We start from the raw sequence: 25,981 nt of genomic DNA, 5'->3' as shown, positions 1-25,981 counted from the left end.
AAGGTTGAAAAGGAGATAACAACATGGTGAACCTACTATTAAAAGCACCGGAAGGCCCGCCTAGTGATGTTGAGCAAATAAAAGAAAAAAGCAATTATTTGCGAGGTACACTGGGAGAAGTGATGCTCGATCGAATCAGCGCCGGCATTCCAGATGATGACAATCGATTAATGAAACATCACGGCAGCTATTTGCAGGATGACAGGGATCTTCGAAATGAACGCCAAAAACAAAAACTTGAGCCTGCCTATCAGTTCATGCTGCGTGTCCGCATGCCAGGTGGGGTTGCACAGCCATCTCAATGGCTTGTTATGGATGACCTCGCTCAGAAATACGGCAACGGCACTTTGAAATTGACGACAAGACAGACGTTTCAAATGCACGGTATTTTAAAATGGAATATGAAAAAAACCATTCAGGAAATACATGCGTGCATGCTCGATACCATCGCGGCATGCGGAGATGTAAATCGGAACGTAATGTGCAATTCGATTCCATTTCAATCCAAAATCCATTCTGAAGTATATGAATGGTCGAAAAAATTGAGTGATTATTTATTGCCCCGAACAAGGGCGTACCATGAAATCTGGCTTGATGAAGAAAAAGTAGTCGGAACACCTGAATTGGAAGAAGTCGAACCAATGTATGGACCACTTTATTTGCCAAGGAAGTTTAAAATAGGCATTGCGGTTCCTCCATCCAATGACATTGATGTCTACTCTCAGGATCTTGGCTTCATAGCAATTGTTGAAAGTGGAAAACTCGTTGGTTTTAATGTGGCGATCGGGGGCGGTATGGGGATGTCACACGGTGATAAAGCGACATATCCCCAGCTAGCCAAAGTAATCGGATTTTGCCAGCCAGACAAAATAGTGGATGTGGCTGAGAAGATCATTACAATTCAGCGTGATTACGGAAACCGCTCCGTCAGGAAAAATGCACGGTTCAAGTATACGGTTGACAGGCTTGGGCTCGAACCGGTAAAGGCTGAACTTGAAAATCGGTTAGGATGGAAACTGGAGGAAGCGAGAACATTTCATTTTGACAATAATGGTGACCGCTATGGCTGGGTAAAAGGCATGCAAGGAAAATGGCATTTTACATTATTTGTCGAGGGTGGCCGAATCGCCGATATCAATGATTATAAGCTGATGACCGGTTTGCGCGAAATCGCAAAAATCCATACGGGTGATTTCCGTTTGACCGCCAATCAAAACCTGATCATTGCCGATGTATCAAGTCAGAAAAAGAAAAAGATCATAGAATTGCTTGAAACATACGGTTTGACGGATGGTGCACATCATTCAGCCCTCCGCCGTAGCTCGATTGCATGTGTGTCTCTTCCAACATGCGGATTGGCAATGGCAGAAGCAGAGCGTTATTTGCCGGTTCTGCTTGATAAAATTGAGACCATCGTTGATGAAAACGGACTGCGGAACGAAGAAATCACGATCCGCATGACGGGTTGCCCGAATGGCTGTGCCCGGCATGCACTCGGAGAAATTGGTTTTATCGGTAAAGCACCTGGGAAATATAATATGTATCTCGGTGCTGCATTCGATGGAAGCAGACTAAGCAAAATGTACCGTGAAAACATTGGTGAGGAAGAAATTTTAAAAGAGTTGCGTGTACTTCTTTCCCGTTATGCGAAAGAACGGCAGGAAGGAGAGCATTTCGGAGACTTTGTCATCAAGGCAGGCATCGTAAAAGAAGTGACGGACGGAACGAATTTTCATGATTGACTAAAACGAAAGAGAGGCAGGAATGCATTCCTGCCTCTCTTTTCATTCCGATACGCCAGTTTGAATAATGTTAACTTTAGTTTTTACTTTAATGTCCATCGTGGGATATATCTTTTTCCATTGTTCATAGGTCATTTTTTTATTTTTGGCGCGGTATTTTTCCTTTAAGCCAATGGGGTCAATGTTTTTTTTCTGAAATTCTGCAATAAGGCGGTTTGCCTGTCTGCTTAAATCATCTTCCATATCGTGTTCTATCTTTTTAACCATCTCTCTATTAGTAAGGTCATCACTCCTCATTGATTCCTTGATTTGACCATTAATTTTGATGTTAATCGTAATGGAGGGCTGACTCTCTGAGTCGGATATATTATAATTTGATCCGCTTCGGATACTTTCCACTACAATATAGCTTTTTTTCTTGTCTTTTAATTTGAATTTGTAAATTCCCCGTCTGTGAAATTGAACTAAAGTCTTGAAAACAAACATATCTCCAGTTTTCACTTTACTGACCATCTTATTTTCATGAAACAAGGCATTACCGGAAACAGCTACATGATTACCACGTTTTATTATGATAGGAAGATACGAATCACCTCCACTTTCTAAAGAATGTCTTAAAAAAAGGTGAAGGTTTGTATCCGGTCCGTTCCCGGTTATATTTTGTTGTTTAATTAAATCCGATAAAAAAATTCCAATATTCACATTCGAATTTGGTGGTTTCGTATTAATGACGTCCTTTACCTTTCCTTCGACGATGCCCAAGATAATCCGGTTGCCAAGTTGGGGATCACGATAAAGATAATCGGTCAGTTCTGTAATTCCGATTTTATGAACGATTTCCTCACTGAACAAAATGATGCGAGTCTGTCCCAGCAACACCGGCTTATCCGCTTTTTTGGAAACGACAGCCTGGACATCACTCGCCGTCGTGGATTTTCCGCTTAAGATTTGATATTTACCCATCGTATCTTGTTGGAAAATGGGGATGACGAATATTCCTTCGATCATATCATCCTTGATTAAATCGTAGCCAATGGCTTGGGACATATTAACCTCGTCAACCACTCTTGGCTGTGCACAGCTGCAAAGAAGGGAAAGAGCCAAGATAGCAGGAAGTAATTTTCTCATAAACGATTCCTCATTTTCTTTATATAGATGATGACCAATAAAAGAGGTAAGTATACAAAAATGAAAAGCACCCCATATGGGTTGATTATTTTATTCAATACATAAATGGAATCGATATCAAAAACAAAAATATTGATAAGGAGAATAAAAATCGATATCCCCCATAACGGATACTTTTGCTGGACATTGAATAAGCGCTTGATACCCCTGCTGGCAGCCCACAAGGAAATGGTCATGTTTGGAATGATAACTATGGCCCACCATGAAATATCTATATATTCAAACCGTTGAATAAAGGGCAATTCGACAATGCTGGTCATTGTCAGTGTAGGCCATATATTTAAGACCAACTGTTTTTGTGAATAAAAGACCAGTGAAACTACATAAACGAACACGGTTATTAACGTTGTCATAAAAGCTCCGGCGTGAGCATATTTTTGAGAAGTTTCTGCATCTTTGATGAACGGATAAAACATCAGGATCAACTCAAAGCCAATCAGAGTTAAGGAAGTTTCTCTAGTTCCTTTCATAATATCCAATAGGCTGTGGGTGAACATAGGAAGCAAATTGGTGAACTCAGAATATTTCAAGGCATAAAAAAGAACAAATAAAAGCCAGTATGTTAATATATTGCTTAAAAAGGTAATCCCCGTAATCGTCCGGAACCCTCCCGTATTTATATAGTAAATCAGAATCAAGAAAGCCAAAGAAAAAGCCCAAGAACCTACCTCTTCAAACATCCATACATGTATGATATTTATATAGCTGATCATGACAGTCATCCCAAGAATCAAAAAGTAAAAAACGAATAATAGACTGAAGAAATTCCCAATCCATTTACCGAATGCTTGCTTATTGGCTGAAATGATATCACCAGGTACAATACTGAAGATTTTATAGATAATCCAAATGAAAATATGAACGATCAGTCCGGCTAGGAGTATCGACATCCAGCCATCCGTCCCCGTTGACTTCGCTAAAACTCTTTGAAAACTCAACACACCTATTCCTGTTTGCATCGAATGCACTAAAAAAAACACATAGAACGGTGAAACCTTATATTTTTCATTAACACCTGCTTGGTTCATATAGGACCCTCATTCAAGTCATTCATTAAAATCATTTTTTTTGTTTGGTGATTTTTTGGTCTGTGCCTGTCTTTCTGTATTTTGTGTGCGTAAATTTACAGGTCGCGACTTAAAAAGATTAATCGGAAGCCGAACAAAGCTGTCTTTCCAATCTTTCATGCGGAAGGGATATATGGGCTCCAGGTATGGGTGTCCCATCGAAGTTAGCTTGATAAGATGTGTCATCAAAAAAACTGACAATATGGAAATTCCAAGAAGCCCCCAAACTTGAGCCCCCAATAAAAAGGGGAACCGAAGTAACCGAATGGCATTGCCCATTTTATAAATAGGCGTTACAAATGATGCCAGTGCCGATAGGGCAACGATGATCAACAAGATATTACTGGTCAGGCCTGCTACAACAGCAGCTTGTCCGATAACGATACCGCCGACAATACCTAATGTCTGACCAACTTTCGTTGGCAGCCTGGCGGCTGCTTCACGTAATAACTCAATGGAAATTTCTAAAAATAGCGCTTCAATCAATGGCTGAAAAGGAATCAAGTTCCTTGATGTTACAATTGTTTCCAAAAGGTCTTTTGGAATGAGTTCATAATGATAAGTCAGAACGGCTACATAAATGGGAGTAGCAAATATGGAAAAAGCGACCGCGAATATTCGTAATAAACGGAATGCCGATGCTGGAATCCAAGGCATATTATAATCTTCCATCGTAATAAAGTACTCCAAGAAAATGGTTGGGGTAATTAAAACGGAAGAGGACCTATCTACGATCAGAGCTACTTTACCTTCAGCTAATGCACTTGTGATGCGATCAGGTCTTTCCGTATATAGAAAAAGGGGAAACATGGTATTTGAATCATCATAAAGCATTTGTGCGAGATGAGATCCATCCAATATTTCGTCAAAATCTACGTCTTTGATCCTTTGCATAACGGTATCAACATTTTTCTTATCAACAATTCCTTCTATAGATAAAACGGCGATCTTTGTTTTAGTTAAGGTGCCCGCAGTCGTTTCATTCACCTGCAACTCTGGTATGGGCAGCCTTTTTCTGATTAGGTTCAGATTGATATCAATATCCTCGACGAAAGCTTCTTGAGGACTTATGATTCCAAATTCAAGTTCGGGTTTATCAACTTGTCGACCACGGCTGGCGGCAATATTTATCAACAAACACTCATCAAGATTCGAATCTAATCGAATCGCAATTGCCCCTCGCATTATCCTTTCCTCAATCACAACCTTCGTGCTGGTGATGAGGGTGTCTTCTATTGGAATGCTATCTTTCATTTGTTCCAAATTGATCGTTTCCAAAGATGGTAGGACAGATAGAACATTTTTGTGTAGCTCCTGCGCATCAATTAATGAGCGGTAAAAAGAAACCCAATAACCTACGCCATTATATGTTCCTTGATGGTTCATGAAATCATTAGATAAAGAAAGGGCATTAAATAGATCCCTTACATCGGAAATTTTAGTTAATTCGTTATTTATATCGTTTTTTTGTTGGTTTGTTTTATTGAACTTTCTGCGGTTAAACACTGTTGTCACCTCTAACCTCAAGCTTATTATCCTATCATTTGCAATTAAATTACATATTAACCATTTTTGAATAGGGTTGTTATTTTTAATCTCGTTTTCCTTCATCGAATATAAAGATGAAAAAAGGAGGATAGTAAGAATAAAACGCTTTTGATTAAAGAAGTTCACCATGCAAACCAAGACCTTGCATAAAAGATTGGATCAAAAACAGGAAAATTTGAAATCCCTAATGGATATGCAAGATGATGTAGTTTTTAAAGAGGTGTTCATTCCCGGTTATGAATCCACCGGTTTAAGTAAAGCTGTTATTAATTATGAAGTGGACATAAGGATCGGAGACTTTGGTTCAAAAGGAGGGATAAAGTGAATGGTCATACGAATGAAAAACCTTCCGATTGGGAAGGTTTTTTTTGTCAAGTGCTCTTTAGTTGAGTCATGGTCAAATAAGGGGAAGTCCCTTCATTTATAAGGGCACATCGAATGTTTTAGGAAGATTCGTCACTTCATGTGCAACCGCGATTCCGGATTGAATGGCTCCTTCAATCCATGCTGGTACAGTTGAAGTATGCTCGCCAGCGAAGTGGACCCTTCCTTCAGGGGTTGGGATGTATGGAAACAGGTCCGTTTCCTGACCAGGTTTAAACATGGAGAAAGCGCCAAATGCATACTGATTCAGTGTCCAGCTATAAGAAGCTCCTGATAAAAAGTGATCATACACTTGTTTTCCATGGACCTTTGCCAAATTTTTCAACGCGTGTTGTAAACGATCATTTTCTGGAAGTATATCCCATAAAGTGGCATCATCTTCCCATGTATAACTTGCTAAGATGAGACCAGATTCACTCTGGTTGCTCGTTTGGCTGGGGTAATAAGAAAATCTAATGGGTAAATCGGTCGTCAATTTACCTCCGAAGATTCCTTCCTTTTCCCAAAACCTATGTGTGAACTGAAGTCCAATTTTTGTGGACGCAGCATAATGAAGTTCTCTTATTGCCTTCCACTTATTATGGGAAAAGGAATTCCGGGGTTCAATATCTATAAATTGCAGCAATTGAAGAGGGATAGTCACAATGGCAAGGTCACCGGTGACCGTTAAGGGTCTTCTGCTTTGAGTATGTTTGGAATGGATGGTTACTTGATTATCATGTTGAATGATCTTTGTCACTTCATATCTGAAGTTTAGATTATCCTTCAATTCAGGTAGAAAAGCATATGGAAGCCTGTCGTTGCCTCCTTCGATTGAGTAAAAATTTGTCTCTGGATTAAAGATTGGCATTAGCTCCCGAAGTAAGGCAGGAAAAGAAAGTTCAGGGAATCCTTCTATACCCAATAAAACTTTAATGCTTTCAAGCGCGCCGGATGATAGGCTCACCCCTACTGGATTGTACTGCAAAAAGAAACTCATGGAGTATTTGTCAAATTCATTAACGACGATCTTCCAATTATTAATGGGGTCTTGATTGATAAAGTCAGTTACAGGCTTAATTGCCATGTTGAGTAATTCCTCAGCTGTTTTTCCTCTTTCATGGGGAGCTACAGGGTACCTCAGTATATCCGGGTTCCGTTGATAGATGGCAGCGGTCGTCTTGATTCCATTGGCATAAATGGGATCATTAGGAGTGGTGTTCACAAAAGTGTTGACTCGTAAACCATACTTCTTGATATATTCAGCCACTAAGTAATGATAATTCGGAATGCGCATGGCACCGGCTTCAAGGTAGGAACCTTCTGAAAATGGCTCCCGTATGGTCAATACACGTCCTCCGACCCTCCCGGTTGCTTCCAATATCGTTACATCGTGCCCCGCTTGTTTTAAAAGGGATGCTGCAACCAACCCAGACATGCCGGCACCAATGATTATGATTTTTTTTGGGATTTGGGAAGGTCCAAGGCCGTATCTGATCGCAGTCAGCATTTGATCGGGTGAAAGCGAATTTCTGAAAAAGGACAAAGTGTTTTCTCCTCTCTGGGTTACACTTTCCTATTTGGGATTTACGCTATCATATTCCTAATGGGTCTCCATTTATGAAGGATCTTCAATAAATTGTCATGATTGATTATGGCTATCATATTCCACTATGTTTATCCTTTATGTGGAATACTCAGTTATTAGATAATTTAAAAGTGCAGGAAATGAATAATCTGATTCGTGGTTAAAAGATGATCAAGCTATAAAGAAAGTGGATATTAAATACCTGTGGCATCAAGCGTTGCAAGGAAGTTTTTCAAAAATGATTAAATTCATTGTTTCGAATTTCAATAATGTATTTTCAATCTTTGTCTTTTGATAGTGTTTTAAGGATAAAAAGTTCAAAATTTTATCATAATATAACTATATAAAAGTTTACATAGGTGATTTCGGGTCCCATGTTTTAGGAGGACGGGTTTATTGAAGCAAAATATTGCAGAGAATCAAGGGTGATAAGAACAAGTCGTATATTCCCAAATGATGTGAACAATCATAATACATTATTTGGCGGCCGATTAATGAGTGACGTCGATCAAGTAGCGTCGATTTCTGCAGCACGTCATAGTCGAAGCGAATGTGTAACTGCTTCAACAGATTCAGTTGACTTTTTACATCCCATTCGGACAACAGATTCAGTTTGTTTTATATCTTATGTCGCATGGACAGGGACATCTTCAATGGAGGTATTTGTGAAAATTATTGCTGAAGATTTAAAAAGCAGTGAACGCAGAATTGCAGCGACTGCTCTATTAACATTTGTTGCACTTGATGAACATAAACGTCCAACACGTGTTCCAAAAGTTATACCGGAGACAGAGGAAGAAAAAAAATTACATGAAACGGCATTAGATCGAGCAAGGATGCGGAATCAGAGAAAACAAAAAAGCAAAGATGTGGCTACGTTTTTAAATGTAGATTATCCTTAACTTTCATATTGAAACTTCTAACCTATGAGGTGCAAAGAAGGCAAGAGGCAGTCCTTATCCATATCGATCAAGTTGAAAAACCGGACAATAGGCAAAGTGAAATATTAAATTTGCTAAGTTCAACCTAGTCTAATTTTAAAAAAGTAATTTAAAAGTTAGGATATGACATTGAAATGTACGGTTACTGAAATAACCTTTTCGAATCCTTCCTGTACGAATTCTTGTTCGAATGGGTGATGATGATGGTTCAGTAACAGTTTTCACTGGCTGTCGTTCTCAACAAAATGAAATAGTTGGGCCTATAAAGGGACGAGTTCGTTTTCATCCAGAAGTGACTGCTTTATCCATGTGGATGAGTTTAAAATGTGGGTTTTTTGATCTTCCTTTTGGTAGAGAAAAAGGCGTTTAAAGGAAAATTATTCTTGAAATTGGACAATAGTCAATGCTGGCCGCAATACACACATAGACTACAATATTGTAGGGTATGTGTGTATTTTAATGTGAAGGAAATATAAACTGAATAAACAGTTCTTTAGAGAATTTTGAAGAATTCGCGGCAATCCTCGATTCAACTCCTAGTGTTATCAATGGTGTTTAGCAGCAGTGGTACAAGAATCAAGAATTCTTCAACAAAGTATTGAGGAAGGTGCGAAAGTTATCGCTGTTGGTTCAGGCAAGCCAAAAGGTTTGGACGGAGACTTCTATGTGAAATCTACTATTTTTGCTGATGTTAAGAACGAAATGACGATCTAACAAGAAGGAAACTTTCGTCCGGTCTTCGTTACGATGTAGTTTGACAGTGTCAAGGAAGCAATTAAGATTGCAAACGGCACACCGTATTAATTGGCAGCCTTGACGGGGAAATAAGAAGGTACTTTCAGTTTATCGTATACGGGCCGGACAAGTGTATTGATGGAAGCGGAGTAGCTATCATCAACTTGACGGCACCTTTTGGCGGTTACAATATGTCTTGAGATGGTCGGGAATGGGGCGGCCGCTGTATTGAGTGAAACCTTGATTTCAAAGCATACATGAATACACTCGGTTAAGAAGCGATCAACCGAAGTAAATATATCTTAATAATAACCTCGATAGAATATTCAATAAACAAACATCCAAAAAAATCATTAAATAAAATTCTGACCTTCTGTAAAACCTATGAAAACTTAGATTGTGGAATATTATTAAATATTTTCCTTTCCCGCGGAGATACTACCAAGAGACAAAGCTTAGAAAGGAAGAAAGTATGGATCATATACAAATGGCCCGTGCGATGTTCGGGACGAATATGGCCGTACATATCATATTTGCAACGATTGGCGTCGGGTTGCCCATGATGATGTTGGCCGCGGAATTGATGTATCAAAGGACAAAGGATTTACAGTATGTGGTCATGGCCAAACGCTGGACCAAAACATTAGGAGTGTTACTGGGGGTCGGAATCCCGACTGGTACGATTGCAGGTGTGCAACTGTCCCTATTATGGCCTGGATTCATGGAAGTGATTGGACGTGTCATGGCGCTCCCGTTCCAAATCGAGATTTATGCATTCATGGTTGAAGCATTGTTCATGTCCATCTACGTGTACGCTGCTGAAAAAATCAAGCCATGGGCACGTATCGTGAGTTTATTTTTTGTTGCATTCGGAGCGATGGCTTCAGCTGTATTGATATCAAATGTCCATGCTTTCGAGGGGACACCTGCTGGTTTCCGGTTTGAAAATGGGGAAATAGTCGATGTAGATCCTTGGGCGGCATTTTTTAATCCTAGCTTCTTAGTGACAGCAGGACATACGGCACTGACTGCTTATACCACAGGCGCATTTGTCGTAGCGGCAGTTGCAGCCTATAAGATGTTAAAGAACAAATATGGCACTACTGAATATAATTTTCACCAAAAAGCACTGAAGCTCAGTATCGTTTTAGGTTTGGTTTTTTCTTTTTTGACGGCACTCAACGGCCATGCGACAACCCAGCATTTATATAGGGAACAGCCCGAGAAATTGGCGGCCGCTGAAGGCTTGTTCGAAACGAAGGATCATGCAGGTCTTACATTATTCGGTTATACAGATAGGGAAGCCCAGGAAGTGAAGTATGGGATTGAATTTCCATGGGTTTTAAGCTTCTTATCAGGTAACAGTTTCGATACGGTCGTAACCGGTTTGAATGATTTTCCAGAAGAGTATTGGCCGCCGCTTTATGTCCATATCTTATTCAACGCCATGGTCATCATTGGTTCAGGCTTAATTGCATTAGCCTTGTTTGCATTGGTATGGAATAAGTGGCTGAAGAAGGAGTCGTACCCGAGATGGGTTCTCTGGCTGTTTGTTGCTGCAGGTCCGCTTTCGGTGATATCGATTGAATGCGGTTGGATTTTTGCTTGTACAGGCAGGCAGCCATGGACGATATACAGGATGCTTACCACAGCGGATTCAGTAACTTCGTATGAGAATCTTGGTTTTTTATTCACGATGTTCATTCTTGTCTATATCATTTTATGCGTATCTGTCGTGTTTACACTTTTATATTATTTTAAACGTCATTCTGTGATGGATGATATTTATAAAGCCGAACAGAAAGATGTGAGGCTTTTCGATTCGAACTCATAAAAGGGGGGAAGGTCAATGAGTGATGCTCTTCTTGCAATAACACTGGTCTGGGGCTTTATTTTTCTTTATGCCATCATGGCTTCTATGGATTTTGGCGCTGGCTTCTGGGCCATGACTTACATTAAGAAGGAAGAAACGAATGCTACGAAGATAGCGAACAGCTATTTATCACCAACGTGGGAAGTGACTAATACCTTTGTCGTTGGTCTTGTTATTGCGATTTATAGTTTATTTCCAGGTGCAGTTTTTCCGATTGGAGTAGCCTTGATCGTTCCAGCGAGCCTTATTTTGGTGCTTCTTTGTATTAGGAGTGCGTTCTTGGTTTTTTCACATAGCGTAGATAAATATGAAAAAGTGCTAACGTATATATCAGGATTAACGGGATTGATCATACCCGGGCTATTAATCAGCGTATTGCCAATCACACACCTTGGATTTGTCGAAGGCGTGAGAGGAAATGAAGAATTGAATCTTTCTAAACTATTCATGAGTCCTAATGAGTATGCATTTGTGGGGTTTGGAATTATGAGCACGCTTTTTTTATCATCATTGCTTCTATCTGATTACTCCAAACAGGCTGATGAAATGAAAGCATACAAAATATACCGCAGGGATGCGATGATAACCGGACCGCTCATGTTAGTCATGGCACTGATGGTGATGTTCACATTAAAAAATGAAGCGAATTGGCTTTATGATGGGATGATGAAAAACTCAGCATTGTTACTCGTTTCGCTAATCTTTTTTATCATTAGCGGGATAGCTTTGTATCTTCCCTATTTTTCTAAGCGTGAAGTCAAAGGAATGCCTCGCCTTGCCGTAATCGCGATCATCATTCAGTATTTAATCGGCAGCTATGTTTATGGACTTGCTCATTTACCCTATATCATTTATCCAAATGTCACGATCCTTTCAGGGTTTACCGACCCGACATCATTCCGGGCCGTTTTTGCCACATATATCGTCGGTTTTGCGATATTAGTTCCTGGTTTCTATTATTTCTGGTCCATCTTCATGAAAGATCAGCGTCGAAAGTTCAAACGGCGGCAAATGACAAATTAGTCCATCTTGGAAAAGAGAGGTTATCATTATGAAAAAGTTAGATCTGCTAAAATATGCGGTTTTAGTCATCTCACTCTTTTTGAGCTATCAAGCAGTTGAGGCACATGATAAAAATTTTCAAGTCGATGGCACATATATTTCCACCAAAAGAGATGTAACAGGTGACCAGAAAATAGATATCATCCAGGTCCAAGGACTGCCATATGAGAAAGGAAGCAAGTTTCTGAAAAAAATTGAATTGAGCGTTGAAAGCAATCGCCATACAATCAGGGTCCCGCTGGATGCAGGGTATAATCCTGATATAAAGGTTGCGGACTTGAATAAGGATGGGATTCAGGACGTATTGGTCACGGTTTTGATGGCAGGCAAGGATCGTTTGATTACCAGTTACGCCTATACGTTCAAAGAAGGGAAAGTGCAGGAACTGGAAGTACCGCCATCGGTCCCTGTAATGGCCCAATTTCTTGACGGTTACAAAGCAGAAATCATTATTGAAGGACAAAATCCTGTGGTGATAGATGTCAGTTCTAGAAAACAAACGTATGATGAATTGGGCATTTACCACGATGGAAAGCTAAATGAACCAACCGAGCTTTTGGTTGATCCATACTCGTCGCTTGACCTCAAGTCCGTTTTGGGCAAAGGAAAGGGGCTCATGGGGATCCAACATGTAAAAGGATCCGATGAACGTGAGCCGATATTGGAGATTAAATCGGTATGGACTTATGACAAGGGCTGGAAGTTAGTAAAAGCCAAGGTCATGCCAGTCAAGGCAAAAAAGAATGAATAGGCAATGTGTATGGTAAAAAGGATAGGACTCTATTTTGACTCATTGCCTATCCCTCCGTTTTATTGATGACAGCTCTTGTTCATGGGGGCTGTTTTCTTTTGTATTTAAAAATTGACAATTTTTAAATATTTGGTAAAATCTAAATGAATCCAGTTAACTACATAGCCACACTCTTTATGTTGTTAAATGTAAGCGGATACAAAAGGGGGTGCAGTCTTACGGAGTTAAAAGAAAAAATAATTGAAACATCGTTGACGCTCTTCGATCAGCATGGTTTTCATGGTGTCTCCGTTAACGAAATCGTTAAGGCATGCGGAACTAGCAAAGGTGGTTTTTATCACCATTTCTCTTCCAAAGATGAACTCTTATTTGTCATCCATGATTACTTTATTTCATATGTTTTAATTAAAGCACAGGAAGCCATTTCAGAAAGTACCCATCCGACAGAAAAAATGCAAAAGATCATTCAATCATTCGTTAAAGTTTTTGACCTCTATAAACCACACATCTCAGTTTTCTATCAAGAAAGCATATACTTAAAACCACCTTATGTTGAAGACATCAAAAAAAAGCGTCAGATGTATAAAGAAATAATCTTTTCCGTCATCCAAGAAGGGATTGACAAGGGAGTATTCCGCAGCGAATTGCCGGTGGAAATTACCGGAATGTCCATTCTGGGCATGGTGAACTGGTCCTACAAATGGTACAAAAGGGACGGTGGAAAAACGATCGATGAAATCGGTGATATATACGTAGATTTAATTCTGAATGCCCTATTGACAGATAAACAAAAAGAAGAGGAAATCACCCAGCCATTTTTACTGAAGAACCAATAAGCTGTGGATTAAACAGTAAAACTTGATTTGTACAGACCAACTAGTCGGTCTCAATAGAAAGGGGAATGAACATATGGATTTTTCACTTACAAAAGAACAGCAGATGATTAAGGAAATGGTCAAGGAATTTGCCGAAAAGGAAATTAAACCGATTGCGATAGAGTTAGATGCAAAGTCGATGTTTGCGGAGGATGTATTCAAAAAAATGGGGAAACTCGGATTGCTTGGAATTCCGTTCCCTGAAGAATATGGCGGTTCTGGAGGGGATACGATATCGTATGCGATTGCCGTTGAAGAGGTTGGCAAGGCTTGCGGAGGAACAGGCTTAAGCTATGCAGCAGCGGTTTCGCTCGGAGCAAGTCCCATTTACTATTTCGGAACCGAGGAACAGAAACAAAAATATTTGGTTCCCATCACGACCGGTGAAACTCTGGCAGCTTTCGGATTGACAGAGCCTAATGCGGGTTCGGATGCGGGCGGTACGAAAACGAGTGCGGTATTAGAAGGTGATGAATATGTGATAAATGGTGAGAAAACATGGATAACCAATGCCAGCTATTCAAGAACCATCACCGTTACTGCTGTATCGGGCAAAGATTCCAATGGCAAAAACATCATCTCGGCATTCATCGTGCCAACGGATACCAAAGGGCTGACCATCAATAGCAATTATGAAAAAATGGGCGTTCGCGCTTCCAATACGTGTGAAATCATCCTTGATAATGTCCGAGTGCCAAAGGAAAATTTATTGGGTGATCCAGACAAAGGATTCAAACAGTTTTTATTCACGTTGGATGGAGGGAGGATTTCAATTGCCGCTTTGGCCGTCGGCATTGCACAAGCAGCCTTTGATAAGGCCTTGGCTTTTTCAAAAGAGCGCGTTCAATTTGGTAAATCCATTTCAAGTTTCCAGGCGATTCAATTCAAGCTTGCTGACATGGCCATGGAAATTGAATTGGCAAGGAATATGGTATATAAGGCTGCCTGGTTAAAAGACAATAAAAAGCCCTTTGCTAAGGAAGCGGCATACGCCAAGCTTTTTGCAAGTGAGACCGCGTTCCGGGCAAGCAATCAAGCGATTCAAATACATGGCGGTTCTGGTTATATGCGGGAATATGAAGTGGAACGCTATTTAAGAGATGCGAAGTTATTGGAAATTGGGGAAGGCACATCCGAGATTCAAAGAATCGTGATCGCCAGACAATTAGGCTGTTAATCTTTTGGAGCGCAAATGAACAAAAATGCATGGTTCATTTAGGGGAAAAGCAGATGTTATCTATACAGCAAAAAGCGTTCATTCTTACTTTTATTTGATAGGAGGAGTTTGATGTCTGATTTGCTAGATGTTACGATCGGAAAACTGCTTGAAAAGACTGCTGAACAATACGGTGATAATGAAGCGGTGGTTTACCATGAGCTTGGACTTCGCCATACGTACAGCGAATTTGAAAGGATTTGCCGACAGGCGGCCCGGGGGTTCATGTCACTTGATATTAAAAAAGGGGAACATATCGCTATTTGGGCGTCCAATAAACCTGAATGGCTTATATCTCAATTTTCAACCGCGAAAATGGGCGGGGTGCTGGTTACGGTCAATACGAATTACCGTTCAATTGAACTGGAATATCTGCTTAAGCAGTCGGATTCGACGACGATCATCTTGATGGAACAATACAAGGATCATTCCTATATAGATACGCTGTATGAAATTGTCCCTGAATTGAAAACTGCAAAACCTGGAAAATTACAATCTGAGAAACTACCAAAATTGAAAAATATCATCGTTTTAGGCAAAACAAGTTACCCGGGCACGTTTTCGTGGGATGAAGTCATTAGCGGGAGCGCATTCGTTTCGGAGGAGTCATTGGACATGAGGATGGGGGAATTAGCTTCCGATGATGTGATTAATATGCAATACACATCAGGGACGACAGGATTTCCAAAAGGAGTGATGTTGACTCATTCCAACTTGGTCAACAACGGATTGAACGTCGCTGAATGCATGAAGCTTACGAAGGATGATCGGCTTTGCATACCCGTTCCCATGTTTCATTGTTTCGGCTGTTCCCTTGGTACGATGGCCTCTGTTTCCGTTGGGGCCACAATGGTGCCCATCGTGGAATTTAATCCTCGTACTGTCCTTCAGGCCGTTGAAACAGAAAGATGTACGGCGTTACATGGTGTACCGACGATGTTCATCGCAGAACTTAATCTCGATGACTTCGACCAATATGATACACGGTCATTGAGGACGGGAATCATGGCAGGCTCCACATGTCCGATCGAAGTCATGAAAAGCGTGGTGAATAAAATGGGAATCTCTGAAATTACGATTACTTATGGTCAAACCGAATCTTCTCCGGGAATTACGATGACTAGAACGGATGACCCGATCGAGCTTCGGGTTTCCTCAGTGGGAAGGGCACTGCCGAAGGTGGAAGTGAAAATTATAGACCCAGCTACTGGAGAAGAAGTTCCGCGCGGCAAACAGGGGGAACTCTGTTCAAGAGGTTACCATGTAATGAAGGGATATTATAATAACCCGGAAGCTACGGAGCAGGCGATCGATCCTGAAGGCTGGCTTCACACGGGAGATTTGGCCGTGATGGATGAAAATGGCTATTGCAAGATTACAGGCCGGCTGAAAGATATGATCATACGTGGAGGGGAAAACATTTATCCGCGCGAAATAGAAGAATTCCTCTATCAGCATCCTGCAATTCTCGATGTCCAGGTACTTGGGGTTCCAGATCAGAAGTATGGGGAAGTGGTAGCGGCATGGATCATATTGAAAGCAGGAGAAACCCTGACGGATAAAGAATTGATAGAGTATTGCAGAGGGAAAATATCTTTTCATAAAATTCCCCGATACATTCGATTTACCGATGCTTATCCAATGACGGCATCCGGAAAAATTCAAAAGTATAAGCTGCGGGAACAAACGCTTGACCTACTGACGGAACGTACTAAATAAGGAGGATATCGAATGATTCGAAAAATTCTTATCGCAAACAGAGGAGAAATAGCATCACGTATTATCCGGACATGTAAGAAGTTGGGAATACTTACGGTTGCCGTCCATTCCGAAGCAGATTCGGATTCGCCATTTGTGGGATTAGCAGATGAGGCATATTTATTAGGAGGCCCGAGGGTTCAGGAAAGCTATTTAAACGTCGAGAAGATTTTAGAAATTGCTAAAGAAACAGGCGTTGAGGCCATTCATCCTGGATACGGATTTCTTAGTGAAAATGCAGATTTCGCGCGTTCATGCGAAGAAGCCGGCTTGATATTCATCGGACCCAAACCAGAAGTCATCCAGCAGATGGGCAATAAAGTCGAGGCAAGGAAAAAGATGGAGCAAGCGGGACTTCCATTGGTTCCTGGATTTTCACGTCCATTAATCGATAGTGCAGAAGCGGCAGCCGTTGCCGAGAAGATTGGCTATCCAGTCATGTTGAAAGCAGCAGCCGGAGGCGGAGGGATCGGCATGCAGGCCGCGACTAATGAGGAAGAACTTTCCAAAGCCTTCGAAGGGAACCAAAAACGGGCCCAGTTGTTTTTTGGCAATGGAGATATGTTCATTGAAAAATTGATAGATAAGCCTCGTCATATTGAAATACAGGTATTAGCGGATTCCTTTGGGAACGCTGTTTACTTATGGGAACGGGAATGCTCCGTTCAAAGGCGCCACCAAAAGGTCGTGGAAGAGGCTCCCTCTTCATTCCTGGACGAAGAAACAAGAAACAAAATGGGGTTGGCTGCCATCAAAGCAGTTAAGTCCATCGGATATAGCAATGCTGGTACACTTGAATTTTTAGTTGATGCGGATAAAAACTTTTATTTTCTTGAAATGAATACGCGCCTTCAGGTTGAGCATCCAGTCACCGAAGAAATTACAGGACTCGATTTAGTCGAACAGCAAATTAAAATTGCCTCGGGTAACAAACTGGAATTCACTCAAGCAGAGATCAATAGGGATGGACATTCGATAGAAGTACGAATATATGCTGAAGACCCTAAAACCTTTTATCCAGCACCGGGGAAAATCACCAGCATGAAACTTCCGGAAGGGGATGGGATCCGCCATGAATTGGCTGTTCATGGAACATCCGTCGTATCCCATTTTTATGACCCGATGATCGCCAAATTGGTAGTGAGCGGCGATTCGAGGGAAAAAGCAATCGAGAGGTTAAGAGAAGCGTTGGACAACTATAATATAGAGGGAATAAAAACTAACATTCCGCTTCTCAAGGAAATCATCTCACATGAAGCTTTTTCCCAAGGTGATACGACCACGGATTTCATTGACAAATATATTAAAAAATTGACTGTATAGACCTTGTTTAAAAACATTAATGATCAGGAGGAATATAAATGACAGAATTAAAGGCAAGCATGGCAGGAAGCGTATGGAAAATCGTAGCGAATGAAGGGCAAAGTGTAACCGACGGACAGGATATCATTATTTTGGAATCGATGAAAATGGAAATCCCCATTGCCGCAGAGGAAGCGGGTACCATTAAAGAACTTAAAGTAAATGAGGGGGATTTTGTAAATGAGGGCGACGTATTGGCGGTCATTGAATAAAAGAACGGAGTGGTAAGATGATTTGGCCTGAAAATGTGACAATTAAGGAAGTGGGTCCGCGTGACGGGCTCCAAAATGAAAAGGTCATGATACCGGCACAAAGCAAAATCGATTGGATCGATCAGCTCTCTGAAACAGGCCTATCTTATATAGAAGTGACTTCTTTTGTACATCCAAAGTGGATTCCCCAATTGAGTGATTCTATTGAGGTAGCTAAGGGAATTAAGCGCAACCCCGATATCACTTATGCCGCTCTAGTCCCCAATCAAAGGGGACTTGAGTCGGCTATTGAGGCCAATATTGATGAAATTTCAGTTTTCATGTCATCCAGTGAAACCCATAATCTTAAAAACATCAATAAATCGATTTCCGATACTCTTCCAGTAATGAAGGATGTCATCGGCTCAGCAGCAAAAAGCGGGAAAACGGTTAGGGGATATGTTTCAACTGTTTTTGGCTGTCCCTATGAAGGGCAGGTTTCACCCGAACAGGTTTTCCGCGTTTGTGACCAACTTTTTGAATACGGAATCAATGAGGTCTCATTGGGTGATACCATTGGTGTTGCATCACCGAGACAGGTTGCCTTGTTCCTTGAACGGGCTGTTAAAAGATATGATATAAGCAAAATGGCCCTCCATTTTCATGATACAAGGGGCATGGCACTTGCCAATGTACTTCAATCACTGGATTATGGAGTGGAGATTTTCGACTCTTCGCTCGGTGGTTTGGGCGGATGCCCATATGCTCCAGGGGCGAGCGGAAATGTGGCTACGGATGACCTGATTCATATGCTTCATAATATGGGGATTCAAACAGGTATCAATCAAGAAAAACTAATAAAGGCAGCGTCCATGATACAAAGCTTTCTAGAGAAACCTTTGCCTAGCCATCAGATGGCTGTATATAACGCCCAATAAGAGGAATGGAGGGGGAAGCTATGACTTCATTAGTTGAGATCAGTCATGATGAAAAGGGAATTGCCATCGTGACTTTGAATCGTCCTGATGCTGCTAATGCATTATCGACAGAATTGCTTCATTGCTTATTCGAAGGGCTGGATGAACTGAAGAATGATTCCAATTTGAGAACCGTGATTTTAACAGGGGCTGGGGAAAAGTCCTTTTGTGCTGGTGCGGATCTTAAGGAACGAGCAGGGATGAATGATGATAAGGTCAAGGAGACAGTCAAGCTGATTGGTGACACGATTACCGCTGTAGAAAACCTTCCAGTCCCAGTCATCGCAGCAATTAACGGCTCGGCTTTTGGCGGAGGACTGGAGTTGGCACTAGCTTGTGACATTCGCATCGCTTCGGAAACGGCAAAGGTGGGGCTGACAGAAACGGCCTTAGGAATCATTCCAGGTGCAGGCGGTACTCAGCGCCTGCCGCGAGTCGTCGGAGTGCCAACAGCGAAAGAACTGATTTTTACGGCCAGGAGACTGGAAGCAAAAACGGCACAAGCCTTGAATATCATCAGTCATGTGTATCCACCCCAACATTTACTTGAGGAAGCGAAAAAACTGGCTGGGGAAATTGCGGTCAATGCCCCATTAGCACTAAGGGCAGCAAAAGCTGCGATCAACCAAGGGGCTGATACGAACCTGAAAACAGGACTGCAAATTGAAAAAGACTGTTATCAGATAACGTTGCAAACCCGGGACCGACTAGAGGGTCTGTCAGCATTCAAGGAAAAGCGCAAGCCGGTATTTACGGGTCAATGATTTCAATTGAAGGAGGAACATGAATGGTAACGACGGATAAACTAACCGAAACGGTTGAAACGATTAAAAAAGGCGGTTTAGAAAAATACCATCAAAAAAATGCTGAAAAAGGAAAGCTCTTCGTACGTGAACGGCTGGAGTTACTTTTTGATGAAGGGGTTGAAATTGAAGACGCATTCTTTGCCAATTGTGCCAGTGATGGGCTTCCAGCAGATGGTGTCGTTACAGGCATCGGAAAAATCAACGGACAGAGAGTCTGTGTCATGGCCAATGATTCGACAGTAAAAGCTGGATCCTGGGGAGCAAGGACCGTCGAGAAAATCATTCGCATTCAGGAAACAGCTGATAAGTTACAGTTGCCACTTCTATATTTAGTCGATTCTGCAGGTGCTCGAATTACGGACCAAGTTGAGATGTTTCCAGGACGCCGTGGTGCAGGACGGATCTTCTACAATCAAGTGAAGTTATCTGGAAAAGTCCCGCAAATCTGTCTATTGTTCGGTCCGTCTGCAGCGGGAGGGGCATATATCCCTGCTTTTTGTGATATTGTCGTAATGGTTGATGGTAATGCTTCCATGTATTTAGGTTCACCGAGAATGGCAGAAATGGTCATTGGCGAAAAGGTGACCGAAGAGGAAATGGGCGGGGCGAAAATGCATTGTTCTGTTTCGGGATGCGGGGATGTGCTTGTTAAGTCTGAAGAAGAATCCATCGCTTTTGCACGCAGATACTTAAGCTATTTTCCAGGAAATTATCAAGAAAAGCCTAAAGCCACAAAACCTGAGCTGCCTGCTGAATTTGAAAAAACATTGGAAGAACTGATTCCGAAAAATCAGAATGCAGCCTTTAATATGTATGACTTGATCGACAGGATCATTGACAGGCAATCGTTTTGTGAGATCAAGAAGTTATTTGCCCCCGAATTAATTACTGGTCTTGCCAGGATAAATGGGCAAACGATAGGGATCATTGCCAATCAGCCGCGTGTCAAGGGCGGCGTCCTGTTCCATGATTCAGCTGATAAGGCAGCCAAGTTCATCAATTTATGTGATGCCTTCCATATACCGCTGTTGTTCCTGGTGGATATACCAGGATTCATGATTGGGACGAAGGTCGAACAGGCAGGGATCATTCGCCATGGTGCGAAAATGATTTCGGCCATGAGTGAAGCCACTGTTCCCAAGATTTCTGTCATTGTCCGTAAGGCTTATGGTGCTGGACTATACGCGATGGCTGGTCCCGCTTTTGAACCGGACTGCGTTCTTGCCTTACCGACGGCATTGATTGCGGTCATGGGGGCAGAAGCTGCGGTAAATGCAGTCTATGCCAATAAAATCAATGCAATGGAACCAGAAGAGCGCCCTGCCTTCATCGAACAGAAGCGCAATGAATATAATGAAGACATCGATATCTACCGCCTAGCCTCCGAAATGATTGTTGATGGAATCATTCAGCCAAATGACCTGCGTGATGAATTGTGCGCCCGATTTGAAGCATATGTCAGTAAAAAATTGACATTTACCGATCGTAAACACGGAGTCTATCCCGTCTAAAAATTCAAGAAAACAAGCCCGGTCATCTTGACCGGGCTGTTTATCATGCGTAAAATAAATGATTTTTCTAATAATAAGAATAAACTTCTCTCCTTTTTTAAGTTTGTCCTCTTTATATTATGATTTTTTTTAGAGTTTGCTTGTACATTTTTGGTATAGAGAAAGAAGTGAATACGCCCCTAAGTTCATCAAAATCAGCAGCAACCTTTAACAACGCCTAAAACAAAATAATAGCCCTTACTCAAGATGAGTAAAGGCGTTTAATTATGCAGCAAAAAATTCGGTGAAAGTCGCTTTACTTGTTTTTTTATCTACAGTTATCTTTTTGGCCAGCTTAGGGAACTAATGCACCAGTTAGTTGTATAAAAAAGATACCTTCAAGACAATTCGGATCTTAGACTAACGAATATGAAATTTCTTTTTTTAAAACTGTATGCTTGTCCAAACATAAATAGATCTGTCTCCATATGATGTGGTATATGGTTATAAGGAGGTGAAATTTATGGGTAAATTTTTAGATTCACAGATTTCGCAGAATGCTAGCTTTAGAAACTCTATCGCCATCCCCGTAACCACTACACCAGCCCTATTCGGAACACTAGGTTTAAGTACTGCAGGTGCAGGACCCAATATTAGGGTGGAATTTACTTTCACAGCTACCCTAAGCACTTTAGCTGCCTTACTAACTCCTGTCAACGTTGAAGTTTATAGAGGGACAGGGCCCGGTAGGGTTCTCGTATATTCAGGTCAAATAACATTACCAGTTGCAGGTCTAGGAGTCGCCTCCGAAACAGTATTCACTCTAGCTGGAGCAGACTTTAATCCACCTTCCCCTTCCGACTTTTTAATTTATCAATCGTTCATAAGTATACCTGCCGGAATAGTAATCTTACCAACGCGTACGGGTCCTGAAAGCTTTTTTGCTGCTGCATATTCCAACTAATATGAACGAAAACAATAAGTGATCATAAGGGAACTAAGAAATTAATCCCTCAAAGGATAGTCCAACCCTTATAAAATATTATGAAAAATAAAAAACTCTCGGGTTTCCAATTCGAGAGTTTTTTTATATAAGGAGAAGGGATTTGTATCATTGATTTAAAACATCCGATTCCAAGTTTTGGACCATCAATCTTTAATCCTTGCTTTTTCTGATAAACTTTCACTGCCTTTGTAGTTTTAGGACCGAATTTACCATCGACATCTTTTTCGACCATACCAGATGCGCGCTGCACACGTTTAATATCGACCACTTTCATTCCTTTTGCTTTTTCTTTCAATACAATCCCCGGATAAGGAACAATAGGATTTGGTGTAACGTCCACTTTTACATCAGGTTTTTTAATATTGTCAGGTTAAACAACCACGTATTTAGCATTTCCAAAATAAATTTTCTGGCCTATTTTTAATTTAGTAGGATCGATACCAGGATTTGCTTTAATTAAATCCTCAACTTGAACGCCACCAGTGCCGTCCTTATGTGCAATGCTCCATAAGGTAACACCTTCCTGGATAGTATAGACCGCAGGGGCAGGAGCTGGTTTGGATGGAGTTTTTGAACCTTTCCAATCAAACGCATTTATGTAGTTATACTCGCAACAAGCTTTCCAACTATATCCTGGCATTTCATTATGGGCTTTATCATACTTCCCTATTCCACCTTTAATAAATGCGGTGTGAAGTTCGGCAATACTTGCAAGAGTGGCTTCATCCATAGTGTCATATCGATAATCACCAGCAACACAAATACCGAGAGAAAATTGATTGCTGTTTCCCACATGGTATGTCCTACGGTCAATATCATTTGCATATACAACCTAGCCCTTTTACCATTCGGAGTATTAATTATATTCTTAGGCTCAATAGCTAACGCATAACCACATCCAGGCCAACCGAGTGTTTTTACATGGTACTTGGCAAAGCTAGCAGCAACAGATCCACCCAAACTCTTTCTTGTTAATGAATGATGCCATACACGGTGAGTAAATGATTTGGTTCGCTTTGAGTAAGTACCATTTAATTCTAATTCACCTCTCATATCAACTAATTGAGGAAGGCAATTAAAGTTCATTTCCCATCGTCTCCTATTAAATTAAAATTTTTCTTTTTTGTGTTACCTATTTCCTTAATCAAGCCGTTTGTTGAATGAAAAATAATTTAAAACTAATTTGTAATACCCATATACGATTAAATATGCCAGCAAATAACTAACTGCAGACCAATATATATTCCATCCATTTCGATAATCTAATTTTCCAAGTAACACTATTGAAAGTTCCAATAAATCGGTACCTAATGTAAAGATTAAAAATGAAGTTAGAGTGGACAGTTTTTCTAAATGAATACTGCAAATAAATAAACAGCAAGCTATAGGAAAAAGTCCAAGGTCATACGAAAATGAAGCAAGGGTTTTATCCATCTTCCAAAAGTAGGTAAACCCAATTTCATTTATCATAAAACTCGTAGCTGAACCAATTGGATAAAAAATAATGAACAGCCTTCTATGTTTTTTAAACAAATAAATTCCCAAAATCCAAGGCAGAATAAAACCAATAATAATATGAAAAAACATTTTACACTCCTCTACATTTGAAACCTATACAATTATCTTTTCCTATTAAATAAACATACATTCACATTAAACTAAAATTAAAAAGCCACCCATAGGACAGCTTATTTTGAAGTACCTTCTCTTTTGGCAACTAACTCATAAATTGGCACGTACCAAGTCTTATTTCAGGTGAGTGTGACTGAGGCAGGACAACTTATTTTAACTCTTAATGGCGCGGATCTAGCTTATACGGTGGTGGGTCGAGCAACCGGTACTTCTCAGATAGTAGAAATGGCTCTTGTACAAACGACAGTCATCAATTCAATACTCACTGTACGAAATCCTGCTGGCAATTCAACAGCACTAACCATCACTCCATTGGCTGGAGGAACAAGACCTGTTTCAGCACATCTTGTTATCACTCGACTCGCATAGATGTGAAGGTTATATTATATCAAGTCACTATATAAACCTTTTTGGTATTCTCGGACTCCGCATGGTATTAGTTAAATACAAGATACTTCAATTTACTACATTACCTATCAAATTAACACAACAGCTGCACTCGGAATAGGAGCTGGTTCAAGAATTTTGCTAAATGGTACTACTCCAATTCCAGGTTCTATATTAAGACCAGTTATAGGCGTTTCAACCTTTAATAATGATGTCATTGTAAACCTAACTGCTGGTGACACAATTTCATTGCAATTATCTAGCAGTATACTCTTAGTAGCTACTCTCTTATCAGCAGGAGGATCAACTTCAAGTAATTGTTTTCGGAGGTATAGCATTAATTTTAGGTGTGTTAGGTTATTTATTTTTTAAGAGGACAAAGAAAAGGTAATTAAATTTCTAATTTAATTAACGGGTGCTTCGGAGGTGGTTACGTAAAGGCGATGTTTTTCCAAATGCCCATAACAATTTTGATAAAGAAGGATGGAAAATACCAGCGGCGGATATCCAATTATCAAAACCATCGATTAATGGACATTCAAAAACAAATAATCAGACATTAACAGTATCATAAGTTGCTTCTAGACTTGGCAAAAGCGGGGAAACCATTAAACGTTGGCTCAGGTCTGGTAAACAATTCCCTAACGCTTTTAAGAACAGCGACGTACAGGGATGGCGTATCCCTGAAAATGACTTAACTTACATGAATTTCGAACAAGTACCACCCCAATCTCCTTCCGTGCCATCCACCAATGTTAACCATCAAGAAAATAATCAGCACAACAGAGACCTAGTTACTCTTGCATTTAAAGCAGTATTTATAACCTCACCTACAGAAGACATGGTTGTATTGCTATCTCATGTAGGCATTCAGAGAAGTTTGGAAGTACTTCTGATTATGCAGCAATCTCCTTAAAAGGTAAGAAACGTTGAAGGATTTATCAAGAAAGCAATTGAAGAGAATTGGAGTCCTGATGCAGTTCCAATAAAGTTACAAAGAAATCAGAGTAAAAAGATACATGAACTTACGCAAGATGAGTTTTTACAAATAGTGAACAAAAATGAAAATTCTGCTCCCAGTAATGTTCCTTTCTACAATTGGTTGGAAGAGGATTGAGACATAATTATCTTGCGACAACTTTAATGAAATTGCATAATATATCCCATTATCAAAACTAAACATTTCGGTACAGTATGCCTATGTAGGCAGCCAGAAATTTAAATTGCATATTAATCTGAAAAGTTAAATCGATAAAAGACAAACGCACAACTTTTCCCAGAATGCAACTATAATCGGGGATGTATTAGTGGATAGATCACTCCACTCTCTGGCATAGCTTCGGAATCCTGCCACAGACTTACTGGAAGTCAGCCAGAATGAGTAAGTATAGAATCACAAAAAGGTTTTAACAGGTGATTGGAC

25 protein-coding genes and 2 pseudogenes are annotated in these 25,981 nt (G+C 40.6%); 20 read left to right on the top strand and 7 right to left on the bottom strand.

Going from position 1 to position 25,981, the window contains the following annotated elements; genetic code table 11:
* Window positions 1-23 precede the first annotated feature (23 nt).
* Window positions 24-1,742 carry an assimilatory sulfite reductase (NADPH) hemoprotein subunit gene (cysI, locus tag ACQKMH_RS10615; RefSeq protein WP_427587339.1) on the top strand — a complete coding sequence of 573 codons (1,719 nt, stop codon included), beginning with the start codon at window positions 24-26 and terminating at the stop codon, window positions 1,740-1,742.
* A 42-nt stretch (window positions 1,743-1,784) separates the two neighbouring features.
* Here the strand turns inward: cysI and ACQKMH_RS10610 are convergent, their stop codons facing one another.
* Genes ACQKMH_RS10610 through ACQKMH_RS10600 form a run of 3 tightly spaced genes read right to left on the bottom strand, consistent with a single transcriptional unit; the run spans window position 1,785 to window position 5,455 of the window.
* On the bottom strand, window positions 1,785-2,870 hold the full coding sequence (locus ACQKMH_RS10610) for a Ger(x)C family spore germination protein (protein ID WP_427587338.1): 1,086 nt from the start codon (window positions 2,868-2,870) through the stop codon (window positions 1,785-1,787).
* On the bottom strand, window positions 2,867-3,958 hold the full coding sequence (locus ACQKMH_RS10605; protein WP_427587337.1) for a GerAB/ArcD/ProY family transporter: 1,092 nt from the start codon (window positions 3,956-3,958) through the stop codon (window positions 2,867-2,869). Before ACQKMH_RS10605 ends, ACQKMH_RS10610 begins: the two co-directional genes overlap by 4 nt.
* Window positions 3,959-3,976: 18 nt before the next feature.
* On the bottom strand, window positions 3,977-5,455 hold the full coding sequence (locus ACQKMH_RS10600) for a spore germination protein (protein ID WP_427587575.1): 1,479 nt from the start codon (window positions 5,453-5,455) through the stop codon (window positions 3,977-3,979).
* A gap of 217 nt (window positions 5,456-5,672) precedes the next feature.
* Here ACQKMH_RS10600 and ACQKMH_RS10595 point away from each other — a divergent pair, with 217 nt between their 5' ends.
* Window positions 5,673-5,870, top strand: a complete 198-nt coding sequence (locus ACQKMH_RS10595) for a hypothetical protein (RefSeq protein ID WP_427587336.1) — start codon at window positions 5,673-5,675, stop codon at window positions 5,868-5,870.
* Window positions 5,871-5,966: 96 nt separating this feature from the next.
* On the opposite strand, the gene ACQKMH_RS10590 is transcribed toward ACQKMH_RS10595, so the two are convergent.
* Window positions 5,967-7,418: a flavin monoamine oxidase family protein gene (locus ACQKMH_RS10590; protein WP_427587574.1), complete on the bottom strand. Its 1,452-nt coding sequence runs from the start codon at window positions 7,416-7,418 to the stop codon at window positions 5,967-5,969.
* 473 nt (window positions 7,419-7,891) lie between these two features.
* On the opposite strand from ACQKMH_RS10590, the gene ACQKMH_RS10585 reads away from it, so the two are divergent.
* From ACQKMH_RS10585 to ACQKMH_RS10515, 15 genes and pseudogenes are all read left to right on the top strand, one after another.
* Window positions 7,892-8,398 (top strand): acyl-CoA thioesterase, encoded by a 507-nt coding sequence (locus tag ACQKMH_RS10585; protein ID WP_427587573.1) that lies wholly within the window; start codon window positions 7,892-7,894, stop codon window positions 8,396-8,398.
* Between the two features lie 193 nt (window positions 8,399-8,591).
* A pseudogene (locus ACQKMH_RS10580) lies at window positions 8,592-8,801 on the top strand (Glu/Leu/Phe/Val dehydrogenase dimerization domain-containing protein); the annotation flags it as partial.
* Between the two features lie 200 nt (window positions 8,802-9,001).
* On the top strand, window positions 9,002-9,151 hold the full coding sequence (locus ACQKMH_RS10575) for a hypothetical protein (protein ID WP_427587334.1): 150 nt from the start codon (window positions 9,002-9,004) through the stop codon (window positions 9,149-9,151).
* Between the two features lie 493 nt (window positions 9,152-9,644).
* Window positions 9,645-11,006: a cytochrome ubiquinol oxidase subunit I gene (locus tag ACQKMH_RS10570; protein WP_427587333.1), complete on the top strand. Its 1,362-nt coding sequence runs from the start codon at window positions 9,645-9,647 to the stop codon at window positions 11,004-11,006.
* Between the two features lie 15 nt (window positions 11,007-11,021).
* A complete protein-coding gene (locus tag ACQKMH_RS10565) occupies window positions 11,022-12,068 on the top strand; it encodes a cytochrome d ubiquinol oxidase subunit II (protein WP_427587332.1) in 1,047 nt (348 codons plus the stop codon).
* Window positions 12,069-12,096: 28 nt separating this feature from the next.
* Complete coding sequence (locus tag ACQKMH_RS10560; RefSeq protein ID WP_427587331.1) at window positions 12,097-12,858, top strand: hypothetical protein; 762 nt, start codon at window positions 12,097-12,099, stop codon at window positions 12,856-12,858.
* 176 nt (window positions 12,859-13,034) lie between these two features.
* Complete coding sequence (locus ACQKMH_RS10555; protein ID WP_427587572.1) at window positions 13,035-13,694, top strand: TetR/AcrR family transcriptional regulator; 660 nt, start codon at window positions 13,035-13,037, stop codon at window positions 13,692-13,694.
* Window positions 13,695-13,767: 73 nt separating this feature from the next.
* Window positions 13,768-14,910 (top strand): acyl-CoA dehydrogenase family protein, encoded by a 1,143-nt coding sequence (locus ACQKMH_RS10550; RefSeq protein ID WP_427587330.1) that lies wholly within the window; start codon window positions 13,768-13,770, stop codon window positions 14,908-14,910.
* A gap of 120 nt (window positions 14,911-15,030) precedes the next feature.
* Window positions 15,031-16,668, top strand: a complete 1,638-nt coding sequence (locus ACQKMH_RS10545) for an AMP-binding protein (RefSeq protein WP_427587571.1) — start codon at window positions 15,031-15,033, stop codon at window positions 16,666-16,668.
* Between the two features lie 12 nt (window positions 16,669-16,680).
* The gene (locus tag ACQKMH_RS10540) at window positions 16,681-18,030 is read left to right on the top strand and encodes an acetyl-CoA carboxylase biotin carboxylase subunit (protein WP_427587329.1); all 1,350 of its coding nucleotides are present in this window, start codon (window positions 16,681-16,683) and stop codon (window positions 18,028-18,030) included.
* A gap of 38 nt (window positions 18,031-18,068) precedes the next feature.
* The gene (locus tag ACQKMH_RS10535) at window positions 18,069-18,281 is read left to right on the top strand and encodes an acetyl-CoA carboxylase biotin carboxyl carrier protein subunit (protein WP_101221971.1); all 213 of its coding nucleotides are present in this window, start codon (window positions 18,069-18,071) and stop codon (window positions 18,279-18,281) included.
* Between the two features lie 17 nt (window positions 18,282-18,298).
* Entirely contained in the window at window positions 18,299-19,198 is a 900-nt protein-coding gene (locus ACQKMH_RS10530) for a hydroxymethylglutaryl-CoA lyase (RefSeq protein WP_427587328.1), read from the top strand.
* A 20-nt stretch (window positions 19,199-19,218) separates the two neighbouring features.
* Window positions 19,219-20,001: an enoyl-CoA hydratase gene (locus tag ACQKMH_RS10525; RefSeq protein WP_427587327.1), complete on the top strand. Its 783-nt coding sequence runs from the start codon at window positions 19,219-19,221 to the stop codon at window positions 19,999-20,001.
* 23 nt (window positions 20,002-20,024) lie between these two features.
* The gene (locus tag ACQKMH_RS10520; protein ID WP_427587326.1) at window positions 20,025-21,554 is read left to right on the top strand and encodes an acyl-CoA carboxylase subunit beta; all 1,530 of its coding nucleotides are present in this window, start codon (window positions 20,025-20,027) and stop codon (window positions 21,552-21,554) included.
* Window positions 21,555-22,056: 502 nt separating this feature from the next.
* Window positions 22,057-22,497: a hypothetical protein gene (locus ACQKMH_RS10515; protein ID WP_427587325.1), complete on the top strand. Its 441-nt coding sequence runs from the start codon at window positions 22,057-22,059 to the stop codon at window positions 22,495-22,497.
* Window positions 22,498-22,546: 49 nt separating this feature from the next.
* On the opposite strand, the gene ACQKMH_RS10510 is transcribed toward ACQKMH_RS10515, so the two are convergent.
* From ACQKMH_RS10510 to ACQKMH_RS10500, 3 genes are all read right to left on the bottom strand, one after another.
* On the bottom strand, window positions 22,547-22,834 hold the full coding sequence (locus ACQKMH_RS10510) for a peptidoglycan-binding domain-containing protein (protein WP_427587324.1): 288 nt from the start codon (window positions 22,832-22,834) through the stop codon (window positions 22,547-22,549).
* Between the two features lie 75 nt (window positions 22,835-22,909).
* The gene (locus ACQKMH_RS10505) at window positions 22,910-23,332 is read right to left on the bottom strand and encodes a LysM peptidoglycan-binding domain-containing protein (protein WP_427587323.1); all 423 of its coding nucleotides are present in this window, start codon (window positions 23,330-23,332) and stop codon (window positions 22,910-22,912) included.
* Window positions 23,333-23,679: 347 nt separating this feature from the next.
* A complete protein-coding gene (locus tag ACQKMH_RS10500; RefSeq protein WP_427587322.1) occupies window positions 23,680-24,126 on the bottom strand; it encodes a CBO0543 family protein in 447 nt (148 codons plus the stop codon).
* A gap of 168 nt (window positions 24,127-24,294) precedes the next feature.
* Here ACQKMH_RS10500 and ACQKMH_RS10495 point away from each other — a divergent pair, with 168 nt between their 5' ends.
* The 3 genes and pseudogenes from ACQKMH_RS10495 (at window position 24,295) to ACQKMH_RS10485 (ending at window position 24,949) form a co-directional block, all read left to right on the top strand.
* Window positions 24,295-24,540, top strand: coding sequence for a hypothetical protein (locus tag ACQKMH_RS10495; RefSeq protein ID WP_427587321.1), 246 nt, complete (start codon window positions 24,295-24,297; stop codon window positions 24,538-24,540).
* 75 nt (window positions 24,541-24,615) lie between these two features.
* Window positions 24,616-24,846 (top strand): annotated as a pseudogene (locus ACQKMH_RS10490) (BclA C-terminal domain-containing protein); the annotation flags it as partial.
* A 28-nt stretch (window positions 24,847-24,874) separates the two neighbouring features.
* Window positions 24,875-24,949 (top strand): LPXTG cell wall anchor domain-containing protein, encoded by a 75-nt coding sequence (locus ACQKMH_RS10485; protein ID WP_427587570.1) that lies wholly within the window; start codon window positions 24,875-24,877, stop codon window positions 24,947-24,949.
* Window positions 24,950-25,981: the final 1,032 nt, after the last annotated feature.

The organism is Peribacillus sp. NPDC097895, from assembly GCF_050277555.1.
Taxonomy (GTDB): domain Bacteria; phylum Bacillota; class Bacilli; order Bacillales; family DSM-1321; genus Peribacillus.
This window is presented reverse-complemented; position numbering and strand designations above follow the sequence as displayed.

What these genes read in the sequence shown, in the direction of transcription:
- ACQKMH_RS10550 (WP_427587330.1), top strand. Translation starts at nt 13,768, where the DNA reads ATGGATTTTTCACTTACAAAAGAACAGCAGATGATTAAGGAAATGGTC.
- ACQKMH_RS10595 (WP_427587336.1), top strand. Translation starts at nt 5,673, where the DNA reads ATGCAAACCAAGACCTTGCATAAAAGATTGGATCAAAAACAGGAAAAT.
- ACQKMH_RS10565 (WP_427587332.1), top strand. Translation starts at nt 11,022, where the DNA reads ATGAGTGATGCTCTTCTTGCAATAACACTGGTCTGGGGCTTTATTTTT.
- ACQKMH_RS10610 (WP_427587338.1), bottom strand. Translation starts at nt 2,870, where the DNA reads ATGAGAAAATTACTTCCTGCTATCTTGGCTCTTTCCCTTCTTTGCAGC.
- ACQKMH_RS10535 (WP_101221971.1), top strand. Translation starts at nt 18,069, where the DNA reads ATGACAGAATTAAAGGCAAGCATGGCAGGAAGCGTATGGAAAATCGTA.
- ACQKMH_RS10525 (WP_427587327.1), top strand. Translation starts at nt 19,219, where the DNA reads ATGACTTCATTAGTTGAGATCAGTCATGATGAAAAGGGAATTGCCATC.
- cysI (WP_427587339.1), top strand. Translation starts at nt 24, where the DNA reads ATGGTGAACCTACTATTAAAAGCACCGGAAGGCCCGCCTAGTGATGTT.
- ACQKMH_RS10520 (WP_427587326.1), top strand. Translation starts at nt 20,025, where the DNA reads ATGGTAACGACGGATAAACTAACCGAAACGGTTGAAACGATTAAAAAA.
- ACQKMH_RS10540 (WP_427587329.1), top strand. Translation starts at nt 16,681, where the DNA reads ATGATTCGAAAAATTCTTATCGCAAACAGAGGAGAAATAGCATCACGT.
- ACQKMH_RS10515 (WP_427587325.1), top strand. Translation starts at nt 22,057, where the DNA reads ATGGGTAAATTTTTAGATTCACAGATTTCGCAGAATGCTAGCTTTAGA.
- ACQKMH_RS10605 (WP_427587337.1), bottom strand. Translation starts at nt 3,958, where the DNA reads ATGAACCAAGCAGGTGTTAATGAAAAATATAAGGTTTCACCGTTCTAT.
- ACQKMH_RS10560 (WP_427587331.1), top strand. Translation starts at nt 12,097, where the DNA reads ATGAAAAAGTTAGATCTGCTAAAATATGCGGTTTTAGTCATCTCACTC.
- ACQKMH_RS10590 (WP_427587574.1), bottom strand. Translation starts at nt 7,418, where the DNA reads ATGCTGACTGCGATCAGATACGGCCTTGGACCTTCCCAAATCCCAAAA.
- ACQKMH_RS10570 (WP_427587333.1), top strand. Translation starts at nt 9,645, where the DNA reads ATGGATCATATACAAATGGCCCGTGCGATGTTCGGGACGAATATGGCC.
- ACQKMH_RS10500 (WP_427587322.1), bottom strand. Translation starts at nt 24,126, where the DNA reads ATGTTTTTTCATATTATTATTGGTTTTATTCTGCCTTGGATTTTGGGA.
- ACQKMH_RS10530 (WP_427587328.1), top strand. Translation starts at nt 18,299, where the DNA reads ATGATTTGGCCTGAAAATGTGACAATTAAGGAAGTGGGTCCGCGTGAC.
- ACQKMH_RS10555 (WP_427587572.1), top strand. Translation starts at nt 13,035, where the DNA reads ATGTTGTTAAATGTAAGCGGATACAAAAGGGGGTGCAGTCTTACGGAG.